Consider the following 13,823-nt stretch of genomic DNA (forward strand, 5'->3'; position numbering starts at 1 on the left):
CTCTCCCTATTTCCACGTGAGTTCGTTCGTAAACTTAGTTTTCTTGCCAATAAAAGATTTTTCTTAAAGAATGTATAGACATATCACTATAGCCTACTAAATATATACTAGATTCTTTAATCAATTTACATAAAACCATGTACAACGACTATACTTCAGGCTTAACAGCTGCGTATACTGCTTATAAATAAGATAGGAGGATTATTTATGGGGAAGTATAAAATCGTTGTTTTAACAACTGGCCAGAAAAATAGTGCCCAGCAGAAATATAATTTAGTAACCAGACATAAAATAAATGCTGACATAAAGATCTACAAAACTACTGGTGGAGAATTATATAGTGTGGAAGTTGGTCCTTATTCAGAAAGAAAACGAGTTCTTCAAGACATAGATAAAATTAAAGGCATTGGAATACCAAATGCATTTATTACAAACGCATAATTCTAATGATTAAATAATAAAACACCCCTTCGGAATAGCGAAATCCAAAGGGATGTTTGTATTAAAAACCATATTGAGCTTCTTTAGCATTATGAATGGCAGTAAATGTTTCTGATAGTATGACTGTATCTTCAATCAAACGATCGATTCGGTAGAATACATCATCATTCGTAATTTCTTTAAGATAGAAATCCTTTTCTTCAATAAATACATACGTCTGAACAATTTGCGCTTTCATATAACCCAGTATAGGCTTTAATTGTTGTTCAGCGATTAAATAGTGCTTTGGCGAACCTGCTGTGACAAGCATACTAACCACTTTATCGCGAAATGCATTTACGGGAAGTAAATCAAATACGTTCTTCAATGTAGCTGGTATCGATGCCTGAAAAATAGGTGTTCCAATAATAATTGCATCTGCTTCCATTATCGTTTGCACCACATATTTAGTATCACCATCATAGTCCATATAATTTCGTCCATCACTAAATTGTACATCGTATTCAGCTAAATCAATTAACTCCATTTCCATCTCAGGGTATTTTTCCCTGAGCGACTTTATCGTGTAATTCATTGCTGTTCTTGTTTTCGTTCCGACTTTCGAGCCTGATAATCCGACAATCTTCACTTCCACTACCTCCTATTTTTCTGCAGTATATTTTTTAATTGCTGGTAAAATTTCTGTACCAATTAGTTCAATGTTTTTCTGCAGACGATCAAATGGCACACCGCCAAAATCGATTTGTGCAATATAACGCTGGTGGCCAAACACTTCATGCTGATAAAGAATTTTTTCAATGATTTCCTGTGGGCTTCCGATATTCATCACATTATGCGGATCCACTCCTTGGGCAAAGTGCTGCTTCGGAAAACCTTGTCCGTTCGTGCGTTTCATTCCTTCATTAATATGTGGATACATGTTTTTTAACGCCTGCTGGGATGTTTCAGCAGCATAGAAGAACCCGGCAGTTGCGATTGGCAGCTCAGCAGGATCATGCCCACTGTTACTTGCCGCTTCACGATAGGCATCAACCGCTGGCTTAAAAGCAGTAGCCGGTCCGCCTAGATGAGCCAGGAACATCGGAACACCAGCATTACCCGCTTTAATTGCACTCGCAGGTGATCCGCCAACAGCTCGCCAGATTGGCATTGATCCATTTTGTGGTCGCGGAAGTACCTCTGCATTTTTCAACGGCGCGCGGAACTCCCCGTTCCAGTTCACCACTTCTTCCTCATTAATCTTCCGCAGCAGATCAAACTTTTCTTCATACAGCTCTTCATAATCACGAACATTATAGCCCAGTAAATCAAAGAGTCCGATTCGCGAAGCACGACCTGCAACAATCTCCGCTCGTCCCTTCGAAATCAAATCAAGCGTAGCAAAGTTTTCATAGACACGAACTGGATCCGATGTGCTGATGATGGTAGACGAGCTAGCGATTTTAATATTTTCAGTTGCTTGGGCAATCGCCGAAAGTACAACTGCGTGCGCTTGTGTTGCAAAATATTCCTGATGACTTTCGCCGACACTAAAAAAGTCTATCCCTGCCTGGTCAGCCAGCTTAGCATATTCAATAATTTCATGAATGCGCGCCTGTGCGGAAATTCTATCTCCGGTTAGAGGGTTTGGTAAGTGATCACCAAGTGTATATATGCCAAATTCCATTCCTTTGCTTTGATCAATACGATATTTTTCCATTTCTATCTCAACCTTTCTTCACTTCGATTAAAATTTTCAATTTACATGTAAACTGATAAGGTAAAAAATTATTCTGGCGGGATTTGCTTTTCGAAACTGTGCTTATGCAGCTTTTTCATTAGAGCTAGCAGCTGCCCCTTTTCCGCTTCATCCAAAACATCATCAAACACCGATGACTGGAGTTCCAGCTGTTCTGGGAACACCGCATGAAACTTTTCCCGACCTACATCTGTTAACGATATATGCTTTATCTTCCACTTCTGTTTTCTTGTAATTAAATTTTCTTTTTCAAGCCTCGTCAGCATTCGGGAGATCCCACCATTGCTCACGGTCAATTTTTTAGCTAAATCCATTTGTGTGATAGGTTCGTATGCTTCTATCTGAGCGAGTACTTCAAATTGAGCTATCGTTAAGTCATATCGTTCTAAAAATTCGTTCGACAGCTGGTTACTGCGCTGAACAAAACGAACCATTCGCAGCCAGATAAGCGAGCTCAATGAATGATTTTCCATGGAATCACCTCTTCGTTTATATTGTCAGTTTACCAGTCAATTGACAGGAAGACAAGCTGTTACACTTATATATAACCGGGCAATTTTAAAGAAAGGGTTTTAACCTTCAAGTTAATATTGCTTTCCCAATTCACGCTTGCTATATTAAAGTAAATAATAGTCGTTAAAAAGGAGGATTTAAAAATGTCTCAATTGGATAAAAATAAATTGTACACACTAGATGAGTTTTTACTATGTGTAAAAGAGGAAGAACGTGCAGAATTATACGACGGTACCCCTGTTTTTATGGCACCGGCATCTTATGAGCATGAAGGCATAATTGCGAATTTGATTCGGGAAATCGGTAACGCACTTAAAGGAAGCACATGCCAGGTATACGGAAGTAACCTTCAAGTTATCTTTCCATTTAAAGGCGAAAAAAAAGGGAAAAATGATGTAACGGTTCTACCTGATATCTCTGTTGTGTGCGATAAGAACAAGCTTCGTAATAAGCGCTGCTACGGTGCACCGGACTTAATTGTTGAGGTCCTATCCCCGAGCACTGCCCGTAATGATCGTCTCCTTAAACGAAATTATTATGAAAGAGCTGGTGTAAAGGAGTACTTAATCATTGATTATCAAAATCAAAGCATTGAAAAATACGTGCTTCACAAAAGTTCTTTCCAGCTAAAAGAAATATACTCCAATGAGAATTCACCTTTCACTTCAACTTGTTTTCCGGATATTTCTTTTCCCGCTGAAGATATCTTCTCTTTCTTGAATTGATTAAACGTTGTTAACTCTAAAACTCTCGAACGTTCCAAACAATTTCGTCACCCTCATTCCATGTGCTTTTGTGCCGCTTAAATCCGATTTTTTCGAGCACTCGGAAAGACGCATCATTCCAGGAGCCCACAGTTGACCAGAACCGTTTCCGGCCAGTTGCTCTCGCAGTTTCCATAACAGAGGAGGCTGCCTCAGTTGCATATCCATTACCGTGCACTCTGCGAAACAATTCATAGGCGATCTCAGGCTCTTCCAGAGTGGCACGACCAATAATCAATCCACAGTATCCAATTAAATCGCCTTCATCCCGGCGACGGATCGTCAGAAGACCAATACCATTTTCCAGTGCTCTTTCACGTAAGGTGATAACATTGTTTCGCGCTTCTTCGATAGTCGGCATGGCCACCCCCCGTTCGCTAACAAGTTCCCTATACCACACTGCATCTGATTCTTCCCACAAGCGCAAAGACAGTCGTTCCGTTTCAATCTCGAACTTCATTTGTGCGAATTCGAAACCTCCTAATCAAATCATGTTGAAACAATTCAGTAATAGAGCAATAGATTTATAGGTTACAACTAGTTTTATCCTCTAAATGGTTTCGACTAATCTAGCATTTATTTAAGATTTCCTTTCGTACACCCACATTTTTGATACATCTCTATAACCCAATTTTTGATATAATGAATGTCCCATCTGACTCGAAACAAGTACACTCTGGTTAGCACCTTCCCGTTTAGCATCAATAAGCATATTTTGGCAAAGCGCTTTAGCAATTCCTTGACCCCTATACATTTTCGAAGTAAATACATTATTTAAAAAAACAGTTTTCTCTAGTAGCGCATAGCTACCATAAGATACAGGATTCCCGTTTTCCTCGCCAACGTAAAATCGCAAATTTGGTTCATTCCATTTTTCAAGGTCAATTACTGCCTTATCAAAAAAATCATTGATACGACAGGCTTCTCCCTTATTTTTGACACGCCTTATTATCTTGTTTTCTGTTTTAAAGGGCCAACTATCCAAATTTAAATCCATAAGAAACTCATTACTTTTGATGGTATATCCCCTCTCATTAAGAATATAAGGTTTTTCATCAGAAATCACAGTAAGCCAATAGTCTTTTTTCAATCCAAGTTTATTAATAATATTAATAAGGTGATCTAGTTTTAAATAATAAATGATAAATTCATCGGTTCTACCGCTAACTTTTTTACCAAAAGCAAGATGTTTTACAGAATCGTAAACATGCACTTGGGACTCAGATTGGCTACTAAAGTAATACTCTCCACGAACAAATAAATCTACAGCTCTACTAAACTCCGCATACCTCACCATACAATGTATTCCTCCCAATAATCAGACCTTGTTTCAAAAATAGAGGCACATCCTTATTCTGGAAAGAAATCCTTAGCAAAACACCTTTTTATAAGAATTGAATTATTATTTCTATTATAAACGATGAATTGAATTTGTTTGCGCATAACTTCAGATAATAAGCAGTTTTCTTTGAGAAGGGCAGATGAAATATTTTTTTCAAAGTAATACAATGTACCTTTTTTTATTTTCCCCATAAAATACAGAGAGTAGCTCGAACGGGGAGGGTTAAGGATGAAGAACAACCAGTTTAATTTAATGAGGTCCAATTTTGCTAAGGATACTGGTAATGGCGCTTCGGATGTTGAATCTACTTCTGCAAAACTAGCTGTACTTGGGGGACTGCTTTCTACCTTGGGTGATGCTATCTCAACAATTGCCGCAGTCCTTACACTTGAACAAACGCAACAAACAGACAATAACAGCAGCAATACCAACGATAGAATAAATGAATTGGAACGACAGATAAGATTCTTAACCAGAGAAATTAGTCAACAAAAAAATGAGAAGTAGAAGAAAAAAGAAGGACATACTCTTGGGCCATCCTGAACAAAGCAGCTTTTTTCCTTATTGCCTTATAATTCTATCCTCATTTAAAAAAGGGCCGTAATTCCATAAACACGGTACTACATAAAATGCTCATCTACTTATGTGCCTTTGTTTCTTAGTTTTACAAAACCACCCCATCCCCCACAATCCCTTACCCCACTTACTCTCACACCCTTTTTCCACCCTTCCAATCTGAAACTATGTTTTACAAAGAAAACCGCAATTTCTTACAGAAATCAGGTGAAATTCACGCATTTACTGATCCGAAATTGTAACTAAGTTTTACAGAATAGGGTTAAGGATTGAGGAGAAAGGAAAGGGATTTTTCATGCCTTTTCTCATGCTTTTTAACACCGTTTTCTTCCTACCAACCTTTATCCTCACACCTTATCTCTCTTACTCCCGCTTGCTTTTTCAGGCATTTTCTCACGCCTTCTTCAAACAAAAAAGAACCGAGATGGCGTACCGTTGGTACGCTCCCGATTCTGATTCAGGTTACATAAAATGCTGTCATCTGCTTCTCCTTCATTGCAAAACTCTGTTAAAGATTGTAAGAGTGAGTTACAGATTGTAAAAAAGAGTTTAAGGGAGACATAATAGAGTAAAGGATTAAGGAAAGAAGGAGAAGGGATAACTAAATAAATCCCTTAACCCATGCAGGATTAGGAATCTTAGAATTTGAAATTGTTTTCAACCTTTTACCTTTATGAAGAAAATATGCCTTAATTTTTAAAGGATCATAATGATTAACAATTACTGTAATTATCGAGTCCCTATATTCAGCAGGGACGTATTTTGATAAACATTTCATAGCAACCAAATCTTTATTACTTGGATTAAGGTTATCAGATAAATGTGTATGCCAGTCCCCCAGGAAATATAATCTGTTATCCGATAACTCATTAAGTTGATTACAATATTTTGTTGCATATTCACCATCGATTTCAATTGAATCATAGGACATCTTTGCGTTCTCGCCAGGATAAGAGGCATGTGTAATAACTAAATGACCATCTTGTTGATAACCTACGAGTGTCCCTCCCACTTCTGTTACAAGTTCATGTTGATTAATAATTTTATTAATATCGGATATACTGTTTTCTGTAAATAGAACATTAGTGATTTTCATTACACACTTCACAATCCTCAAGGGCAGGGTTTTTCAAATATTCCACGTCATAATTACGATTCCCTCTACAATCTCTTTCACTCCACAAAATATAGTGTTTTGCATCTAAATCCACATTTAATAAAGTGTCTATAATAGCGTGAGAAACTAACCCACCCGCAATATTTATACTTGATATTCCTCCAATAAATGTTGGTTGATCACATCCAGGAGCAAATTGCATTTCACCTGTTGGAGAACTTGGTGGATTCCGATAACCATAACTTCTGTTCCAACAACCCCAACATCCAGAATGATTAGGGATATACTTTACAACCTCACAGCTCCATGCTCCATTTGTTACGGAACCAATAACTAAAGGAATTTTATTTTTAACGCAAAATCTGTTTAAAAAATGAGACACACCATGTTCTCCTGTAGTGTCTACAACTATATCGGAATTTGCTAATGCCTTATTGACTTTTTGATAGTTTCCTTGATCTTTACTGCTACCTACCGCCACATTATACACTTCGACTTCTGCCGTTGGTGATAACTCCTTTATACGTTCAGAAACACCATTAACTTTAGATAGCCCAAACCAATATTGTCTAACTTGATGTCTTATTGCATTTGAGGGTTCATAAGTATCATAATCAAACAAATAAAACTTCTGGACTCCTTCTTGTGCCAAAGTAGTTGAAACAATTGACCCTAAAGAGCCTGCTCCTACCACAGTTACCACCTTTTCCCGTATCAGAGATCCATGAGGAGTTCGAATTTCAGTATCATCTTCACTTACTAAATAACATTGAATCCAAGAGGCGTTTCCTTGAAGGATTTTTAGGGCTATCCACGCCATTCTTTTATTACCCTTTTTTCCCCATTCATCTTCAAAAACAAAAAATAAAAAATGATTTCTATTTGGATTAATACGGATGTCATTCTCCAATAACCATGACTTAATATTTGTTGTGGTTAATGGGGGTGGATTAAAGACTTTATAGATTTTGGATCTATACATTGTTGAACCTTTAAACCAACCTTTATATCCATCGTCAGCAATCTTGTTTTCACCCTGTAAATCAAGGGATGTTATTATTCCTCGTTTTTGCTTGGTAGAGTAATTAATCGTACCCTCATTTGTATCCTTTAACTCATTAAAAGACATATCACCAAATGGAGTCGGTATTAAAAAACCACCGTCAGCATAATTATATTGATTCACTATTGGTTCTGGCACACTTTCATCATAAACCTCAGAGTCCCCATCAATTGTTAATGGAGAAAAATTAACGATTAGTTCTTCGGCCTCTTGCAGAACCTCTTTGGCTGTAAAATCGGCTCTCCATCTTTCTGACGCAAAGCCAAAACAACACAGCACCTTATTTAGTATTCTCTGGTGGCTTTTTAAAACTAATTCATCTTTTACTTCACTGATCACAGTAGGGGGAAAAGAAGGGTATCCATTAGGATATATAATCCTTAGTGGATACTCTTTTAAAACTGATGAATTACCAGTAAATTCAATCGTATTACTATGTTGTTTTAATAAGAATCCTCTTGATTCAAGTATCCGCTTCTCTCTTTCAAAAACTTCTGGCATTTCTTTATACCATAATTGTATTTCACCCATGTCTCCTATTTGGTTGCCTCCCCCAATCAGACGTATTCCTCTTTACAACACTTGAACTTGTATAGTCATTGTTAGTTAATCCCGAGAAGTTATTAAACACCTTTTTCCAAGCTGTTAATTGACTGTCACTGTCATCATTTGCCTCATCTAAGTAACTTAAACAATTAGATGCTGTGGTTTTCATAAATAGTTTTTTGTGATATTCAATTACATCTGCAACGTTATTATTTGAGTTGGCAGGGTCAATTAGGTTTATATCTTCAATATTGTCCACAATATATTGTAATACCTCTTTGGTTCGATCTTTCAATCCTGATACCGAGGAATCATCTAATGCCTGTATAACCAACAATTCCATCGCAAATGATTTAAACTTCACATTCCACTTGTTTTTCCAAATTTTCATGAGTTTAATTACATTGCGACATCCACTATCTGTAATGTGAGACTTATGTTTTTCAATGTTTGTTTTAATTCGACTTTCATCATCAGACCGACATAAAAACACGTCATTATTACTTTCATCCTCTTCATCTATACGACGACCAGGGACTACATCTACATCGAAATCTGACAATCCAATGGACACTTTCTGTTTTCTTACATTATACTTATCATTTAAAAAATCAAATACATCATCATACATTTCTTTTAGGGTATCAAATGAATTTTTCTTGAAATGGATCGCAAGATCTAAATCTTTACTTGAATTAATTGCAGTATGCTTTGCTACAGAACCTGAGTATTTAACCGTTTTAACTTTATCGCCAAATTCCCCTCTTATTGCTGTTTCTACTTCATCCCTTTTTTTCTTAATTTCTTCTTTATCTTTATCATAAACCTTTTCTTCTTCAAGTAATGATTCAAGATACTCAATTATGGTCATTATTCTATCTCCTCTCATATGATACTATATTTGCTAAAGACATCATATTGCTTGTTAGGCTTGTCGGCATATTTGCCAAAACAGAATAAGGGTAAGAATTAATTATTTCAGCATCCTCCCCAATAACCCTGTTTTTAAAAGTGGCATAAACTACTACTGGTATGTTTAGGTCTAATTCTTGCAGTTTCTGAATATATTTCCGTATTATTTCTTCCTGTTCGTTTCCATTTAATTCATATCTATAAATAATAATATCTATTTCTCTATTATTTATTTTTGTCTCGAATTCTTCGAATTCATCTAAACCCATTATTTGTGCTTCCCCTACTATTTCACGAATCCTGGCTACTTCAAGGCTCTCCGTTTCCTCTTTTTTTCTTTCTGGGGTTAAAAATACAACCCTACTTTTTCGAATGGAATGTTGATTTTCCATAAAACGCTCTAACTCATTGTATTTTTCCTCAAAGCCTACAATTGTAGGATCAATTAAACTTTTTATCTTATTTTTTGTTTCTTCTTCGATTTCCTTAACAGAATTCTTTATTGTTGTGTTAGCATTCTCTTTAACTTCTGTTTTAGTTTGACCAAAAACCCAATAAAGAACTATTGTTCCCCCTGTTACTAAAACGCCTAAAGCAACAAAAAATAAACTGACTAAGTTCATGAAACTTTCTCGATCATTATTTGCAAAATCCTTATAGTTTGTATATTGCTGTTTAAGAAATTCAATTGTCTTATCAGCATTACCATTTTCTGTTGTAGAATTGTCATCGTCATCTTGCAGATCACCGATTTGACTACTTAACTCGACAAGTTTTTCTTCTAAATGCTCCTGCTTTTCGTTCATTGCATTATTAATGTGCAATAAAAAGAAAAAATTGAAGGCTAATAGGAGTATGAGCAATATCCCGAACACCTTTTCAATGTTGCTTTTCAACTTACCACCCCAAATATTTCTATTTACTATCAATTCTACCAAATAAAAAATGAATAATTAATTTGTAAATCCGAATTATCTATAAAATCCTCTGGAACTCATTGAGAAAATCCAACATGGAGAGACTGCAATACATTAAACAGGGTTAAAGACTGGTTAGCCTGTACACCTATTCTATGTTAAACGCAGAATTATTAATAGAGTATTAAATATCCTTTACATAATTCGAGAAATACTCTTCCCAATAATTCTCTTCGTCACCAACAATGCTATGTAGCCACTCATACATCAACATATTTTCGAGAAATTGTTTTTTCCCTCTAATAAAAGGATTTTTTGAAATTTTAGGGTACAGCATGTTTAAATTAAACAAATTATTTTTTTGCCTATAATCATAATCGTAAGGCATCCAGTCTTCATTTGTTTTTATTCTATGTTTAACTGGCCACATAGAAACGTCATCAAAAAATCTATTTGCATAGTCAGACACAAATGCCCAAATATTTACTTTGTATTTAGCCCATGTATTATTTACCCATTCATCAATTTCTTCCGTCAAAAATACTGGCGATTGTCCAGTGTTTCCTTGACTTTGAATACGGTGATAATTTTTTATAAATCTAAAAAGCATTTCAGTTTGACCTCTCAAATAGGAATTCTTTTTGATAAGCTCTGAATAGCAATCATATGAACAGGATCTAAACTCGTCCTCTTTAAAATATAATAGGAATAAATTATTTTTCTTTATAATGCTTATGACAGAGCGATGTAAATGTTTTTCATGATCATCATAAATACTCACCAACCAATCCTGAACGTCCTGATCATATGGATGCAATTGCTTTCTGAACTTTTCCAGCCTCTCATTATTTATAAACGTTTTTTGTTCCATTTCATCAATTTGAAGATACTGATTAAAATATTCAAATACATAGTTAACACAGATTCTCATATTTTCCATACGTTCTTCTACATCAAACTCATTTAATTTGTCCTCTATTTTACGTCGTGCTAAATATTCTTCTAATTTCAACATCCACCCAACACCCTAACTATTTTAAATAGCAAAATATTGATCCATCCATCCTAAATTTAATTGATAGTGATACTCAATGAATTCTTTAGGTATTCGTGTTTCTGAAATAATTAAATTTCTATCTCTTAATTAACTTTATGGTTGGTTCTGGCTCATTATAATTAAGTGTTCCTTTATCAAGGTTACACAGCATTTCTATATATTCCTGGGGTACGGACATTTCTTGAATTAATTGTTTTTCATTCTTTACATCATTCTCTAATAACATTAAAATGCTTTTCTTTAGAACTACAGGTTCTTGTAATGGATAAACATCATCAAGAGGTTCCTTCTTTCTTATTTTCTTCATAGAAATTTGCTTTTGCAATGAAGTATATTTTCCTTCATCAATAATATTTAGGTCTAAACATCTATATATCATGGCCGCAATAGATACATTCCAATATTTTTTTAACTCAACAAAGTGTAGCAAAGATGTAGAGGTAACAGTTTTTGCAAAGGCATCTGCAGGCAATGAAAATGCAGAAGCAAACCTATTTGATTGATTTTCTATTAATTTAAATTCTGGTTTACTAAGGACATCTTGATTATCAATATCCTTGTGCATCAATATATGCCCCAACTCATGCCCGCCATCAAACTGTCTTCTAAAGGCTGATTGTTTATCATTACCGAGAAAAATAAAAGGTCGACCTTTACGGTGTTGGCAGAATGCATCTACTTTTTGACTATCGGTGTCCACTGAGAATACCATTATTCCGTTTTTTTCTAATAAATGAACTATATTTGTTATTGGTTTATCCGCAAGCCCCCAATGTTCCCGTACTTTAAGAGCCAATTCTTCGATTGACTCATTATCCCATTCCGAATCGAAACTGCTTATATCAGGTAGATTTAATTCTGGAAACTCGATATAATCGGATAAATATTCATAAATGTATCCTGCTAATAATGTTTTATTGTATTGCCTTTCCTTACTTTTCTTAGTGGTTGTAGCATTAGCTCTAAAGAACGTATTTCCAACAAATTGCTCTTTAAACTCTTGATAGAAAAAGTCTTTAGGAAACTTTAAAGTATTTATAATCGACATCATTGTTTCCGTCTTAGGTGTATGATCCCCAAGCTCAAATTGTGATACCGCTTGCTTAGTTACACCAATTTTTTCTGCAAATTCTTTTATTGTTAAACCTCTTATTAACCTTGCTTCTCTTAACCGTTTCGGATTAAACTTTGGCTCATTTTCAACTTTCATGACGTTACTCCTAACTAATTTAGTAATTCTAAGATGGATTATTTTTTTAGCTTAATAACAATGTCGTCATCCTCTTTACGATCTTTAAGATTAGTTTTAATATCGGATAAACTGTAGTTATTTAATTTTACGAGGTCGTTGTTGTTAATGTTGATGTATTCTGTTATATCTTCCTTGTAAATCCAATCTTCTTGGTCAGGTTTTAAAGCACCTTCAAAAACAACATCACTCTTACTATCATAGCAAACTACAATCCCAAACGGCTGGTTTTCAATACCAAGGTCTAACGAATATTGGTGTGTTTCCTGCTCAAATAACTCTTCTTCTGGTATACCCGCTTGAAGTAGTCGATCGAAATTAGATAAAGAAAATTCCTCACGATATCCACTTCGTTCAAAAATGTATTTCTTTTCTGGAAGTTTTAACACTAATATAAAAATATTTCTTACGGCATCATGAACTACTATATATGGATGCCACCCTGCTTTTCTTGTATATACTTTCATTTGTGTATGAGGGTTGTCCAATATTATCTTTTCAACATAAGTATTAACATAGTCATAAAGCATAAAAGGAGCGTGTTTCTTAGTTGTAGTTTCTTCAAGCAATAATGATATCTCCCGAATCTTATCTTTTCCATTCTTAATACCCTGCAAAATTAGACCTCTTTGTTCATCTTTAAGCATACATTCTTCAATTCTTTTGTCCATTCAACCACACCCACTATTTTCAAGATTAATTAAATCTATTATTTACTTTTTATTTTGTTTTGTCAAGTATATTGTTATATATATCTAAAAAGATAAAGTTTTTCGGAATAAATTACTGAAAATAATCAAATGATTTTTGGGAATCTAATACTTATCATTTGTAATGGTATAATTCATTAAAAGGGGGATTCTTTTGAAATATATGATGACAGACATAGCAACACACATAGACTTAGGTTTTGGCGTTACAGCATCAAATTTCAGACAAACGGCTTTGTTTCTCGATGAAAATTATGATGATAGTATATATACGGGAGAAATGCCGATTTTATATCTATATAGACATTCCGTCGAACTTTTCTTAAAATCACTAATCACGATTTTTCATAGGAAATTGGAATTGCCGTATAAAGATGGAGAAGTGGCCTTCGATAACGATTTGCCATTAATAAAATCAGAGAAGAATCAATGGAGAGAAATTACAAAGTGTCACGACATATCAACGCTTTATCGTTATTACTTGCAACTAATTGAAAACAACAAAAGTCTATTAGTAGAAAAAGCACCAAAAGGAGATTGGAACATCATTAACCCTGACAACCAGAGATACGTTGATTTAATTAAAGGTTATGATTTTGATAGCACTTTTTTTCGATATCCTTTTACTAAAAACAAAAATGTTGATAGTAAGAAATTTGGTGTCAAAAAGGTTGATCCCAAAGATGTACTTAATCAATTTAAGTCAAAAAGTACATTGCTTATTTTTAATGATGACGAAGAACTTGTACAAGCACATGTTAGTACAAAGGTAGATTTAAAGGATATAACAAATGCTATAAAAGAATTATCCTTTTATTTTAACTGTATTCATGCTATGACAAGAGCAACCCTTTGCGACCATTGGTAATGTAAATGCA

16 protein-coding genes are annotated in these 13,823 nt (G+C 34.8%); 4 read left to right on the top strand and 12 right to left on the bottom strand.

Annotation, left to right across the window (positions count from 1 at the left end):
* Positions 1-207 precede the first annotated feature (207 nt).
* The gene (locus tag VBD025_RS02645) at positions 208-441 is read left to right on the top strand and encodes an SPOR domain-containing protein (RefSeq protein WP_430789046.1); all 234 of its coding nucleotides are present in this window, start codon (positions 208-210) and stop codon (positions 439-441) included.
* A gap of 61 nt (positions 442-502) precedes the next feature.
* Here VBD025_RS02645 and VBD025_RS02650 read toward each other — a convergent pair whose 3' ends face one another.
* From VBD025_RS02650 to VBD025_RS02660, 3 genes are all read right to left on the bottom strand, one after another.
* Positions 503-1,069 (bottom strand): NADPH-dependent FMN reductase, encoded by a 567-nt coding sequence (locus VBD025_RS02650; RefSeq protein WP_430789048.1) that lies wholly within the window; start codon positions 1,067-1,069, stop codon positions 503-505.
* A gap of 12 nt (positions 1,070-1,081) precedes the next feature.
* Positions 1,082-2,140, bottom strand: coding sequence for an LLM class flavin-dependent oxidoreductase (locus VBD025_RS02655; protein WP_430789050.1), 1,059 nt, complete (start codon positions 2,138-2,140; stop codon positions 1,082-1,084).
* Between the two features lie 68 nt (positions 2,141-2,208).
* Positions 2,209-2,652 (bottom strand): MarR family winged helix-turn-helix transcriptional regulator, encoded by a 444-nt coding sequence (locus VBD025_RS02660; RefSeq protein ID WP_430789052.1) that lies wholly within the window; start codon positions 2,650-2,652, stop codon positions 2,209-2,211.
* 183 nt (positions 2,653-2,835) lie between these two features.
* On the opposite strand from VBD025_RS02660, the gene VBD025_RS02665 reads away from it, so the two are divergent.
* The gene (locus VBD025_RS02665) at positions 2,836-3,417 is read left to right on the top strand and encodes a Uma2 family endonuclease (RefSeq protein WP_430789054.1); all 582 of its coding nucleotides are present in this window, start codon (positions 2,836-2,838) and stop codon (positions 3,415-3,417) included.
* 16 nt (positions 3,418-3,433) lie between these two features.
* Here VBD025_RS02665 and VBD025_RS02670 read toward each other — a convergent pair whose 3' ends face one another.
* Together VBD025_RS02670 and VBD025_RS02675 are read right to left on the bottom strand one after the other, a co-directional pair.
* The gene (locus tag VBD025_RS02670; protein WP_430789056.1) at positions 3,434-3,916 is read right to left on the bottom strand and encodes a GNAT family N-acetyltransferase; all 483 of its coding nucleotides are present in this window, start codon (positions 3,914-3,916) and stop codon (positions 3,434-3,436) included.
* Between the two features lie 120 nt (positions 3,917-4,036).
* Positions 4,037-4,753 (bottom strand): GNAT family N-acetyltransferase, encoded by a 717-nt coding sequence (locus tag VBD025_RS02675; protein WP_430789058.1) that lies wholly within the window; start codon positions 4,751-4,753, stop codon positions 4,037-4,039.
* A gap of 273 nt (positions 4,754-5,026) precedes the next feature.
* Between VBD025_RS02675 and VBD025_RS02680 the strand changes: the two genes are divergently transcribed.
* Complete coding sequence (locus VBD025_RS02680) at positions 5,027-5,305, top strand: translation initiation factor 2 (protein WP_430789060.1); 279 nt, start codon at positions 5,027-5,029, stop codon at positions 5,303-5,305.
* Positions 5,306-5,975: 670 nt separating this feature from the next.
* Here the strand turns inward: VBD025_RS02680 and VBD025_RS02685 are convergent.
* The 7 genes from VBD025_RS02685 to VBD025_RS02715 all read right to left on the bottom strand — a co-directional run bounded on the left by VBD025_RS02685 (position 5,976) and on the right by VBD025_RS02715 (position 12,906).
* Positions 5,976-6,470, bottom strand: coding sequence for a hypothetical protein (locus tag VBD025_RS02685; protein ID WP_430789062.1), 495 nt, complete (start codon positions 6,468-6,470; stop codon positions 5,976-5,978).
* Positions 6,457-8,085 (bottom strand): HesA/MoeB/ThiF family protein, encoded by a 1,629-nt coding sequence (locus VBD025_RS02690; RefSeq protein WP_430789064.1) that lies wholly within the window; start codon positions 8,083-8,085, stop codon positions 6,457-6,459. Before VBD025_RS02690 ends, VBD025_RS02685 begins: the two co-directional genes overlap by 14 nt.
* Positions 8,078-8,971 (bottom strand): SMODS domain-containing nucleotidyltransferase, encoded by an 894-nt coding sequence (locus VBD025_RS02695; RefSeq protein WP_430789066.1) that lies wholly within the window; start codon positions 8,969-8,971, stop codon positions 8,078-8,080. Before VBD025_RS02695 ends, VBD025_RS02690 begins: the two co-directional genes overlap by 8 nt.
* A 4-nt stretch (positions 8,972-8,975) precedes the next feature.
* Positions 8,976-9,818: a hypothetical protein gene (locus VBD025_RS02700; RefSeq protein ID WP_430789068.1), complete on the bottom strand. Its 843-nt coding sequence runs from the start codon at positions 9,816-9,818 to the stop codon at positions 8,976-8,978.
* Positions 9,819-10,113: 295 nt separating this feature from the next.
* Positions 10,114-10,944, bottom strand: coding sequence for a hypothetical protein (locus VBD025_RS02705; protein ID WP_430789070.1), 831 nt, complete (start codon positions 10,942-10,944; stop codon positions 10,114-10,116).
* A 118-nt stretch (positions 10,945-11,062) separates the two neighbouring features.
* Complete coding sequence (locus VBD025_RS02710) at positions 11,063-12,196, bottom strand: XRE family transcriptional regulator (protein ID WP_430789072.1); 1,134 nt, start codon at positions 12,194-12,196, stop codon at positions 11,063-11,065.
* A gap of 38 nt (positions 12,197-12,234) precedes the next feature.
* The gene (locus VBD025_RS02715) at positions 12,235-12,906 is read right to left on the bottom strand and encodes a hypothetical protein (RefSeq protein ID WP_430789074.1); all 672 of its coding nucleotides are present in this window, start codon (positions 12,904-12,906) and stop codon (positions 12,235-12,237) included.
* Positions 12,907-13,099: 193 nt separating this feature from the next.
* Here VBD025_RS02715 and VBD025_RS02720 point away from each other — a divergent pair, with 193 nt between their 5' ends.
* Positions 13,100-13,813: a hypothetical protein gene (locus VBD025_RS02720; protein ID WP_430789076.1), complete on the top strand. Its 714-nt coding sequence runs from the start codon at positions 13,100-13,102 to the stop codon at positions 13,811-13,813.
* Positions 13,814-13,823: the final 10 nt, after the last annotated feature.

Origin of the sequence: Virgibacillus flavescens, assembly GCF_050574275.1 — a bacterium.
Taxonomy (GTDB): domain Bacteria; phylum Bacillota; class Bacilli; order Bacillales; family Amphibacillaceae; genus Virgibacillus_F; species Virgibacillus_F flavescens.

Excerpts from the sequence above, each read along its gene's own strand:
- VBD025_RS02645 (WP_430789046.1), top strand. The coding sequence starts at position 208 with ATGGGGAAGTATAAAATCGTTGTTTTAACAACTGGCCAGAAAAATAGT.
- VBD025_RS02655 (WP_430789050.1), bottom strand. The coding sequence starts at position 2,140 with ATGGAAAAATATCGTATTGATCAAAGCAAAGGAATGGAATTTGGCATA.
- VBD025_RS02660 (WP_430789052.1), bottom strand. The coding sequence starts at position 2,652 with ATGGAAAATCATTCATTGAGCTCGCTTATCTGGCTGCGAATGGTTCGT.
- VBD025_RS02665 (WP_430789054.1), top strand. The coding sequence starts at position 2,836 with ATGTCTCAATTGGATAAAAATAAATTGTACACACTAGATGAGTTTTTA.
- VBD025_RS02670 (WP_430789056.1), bottom strand. The coding sequence starts at position 3,916 with ATGAAGTTCGAGATTGAAACGGAACGACTGTCTTTGCGCTTGTGGGAA.
- VBD025_RS02675 (WP_430789058.1), bottom strand. The coding sequence starts at position 4,753 with ATGGTGAGGTATGCGGAGTTTAGTAGAGCTGTAGATTTATTTGTTCGT.
- VBD025_RS02680 (WP_430789060.1), top strand. The coding sequence starts at position 5,027 with ATGAAGAACAACCAGTTTAATTTAATGAGGTCCAATTTTGCTAAGGAT.
- VBD025_RS02685 (WP_430789062.1), bottom strand. The coding sequence starts at position 6,470 with ATGAAAATCACTAATGTTCTATTTACAGAAAACAGTATATCCGATATT.
- VBD025_RS02690 (WP_430789064.1), bottom strand. The coding sequence starts at position 8,085 with ATGGGTGAAATACAATTATGGTATAAAGAAATGCCAGAAGTTTTTGAA.
- VBD025_RS02695 (WP_430789066.1), bottom strand. The coding sequence starts at position 8,971 with ATGACCATAATTGAGTATCTTGAATCATTACTTGAAGAAGAAAAGGTT.
- VBD025_RS02700 (WP_430789068.1), bottom strand. The coding sequence starts at position 9,818 with ATGAACGAAAAGCAGGAGCATTTAGAAGAAAAACTTGTCGAGTTAAGT.
- VBD025_RS02705 (WP_430789070.1), bottom strand. The coding sequence starts at position 10,944 with ATGTTGAAATTAGAAGAATATTTAGCACGACGTAAAATAGAGGACAAA.
- VBD025_RS02710 (WP_430789072.1), bottom strand. The coding sequence starts at position 12,196 with ATGAAAGTTGAAAATGAGCCAAAGTTTAATCCGAAACGGTTAAGAGAA.
- VBD025_RS02715 (WP_430789074.1), bottom strand. The coding sequence starts at position 12,906 with ATGGACAAAAGAATTGAAGAATGTATGCTTAAAGATGAACAAAGAGGT.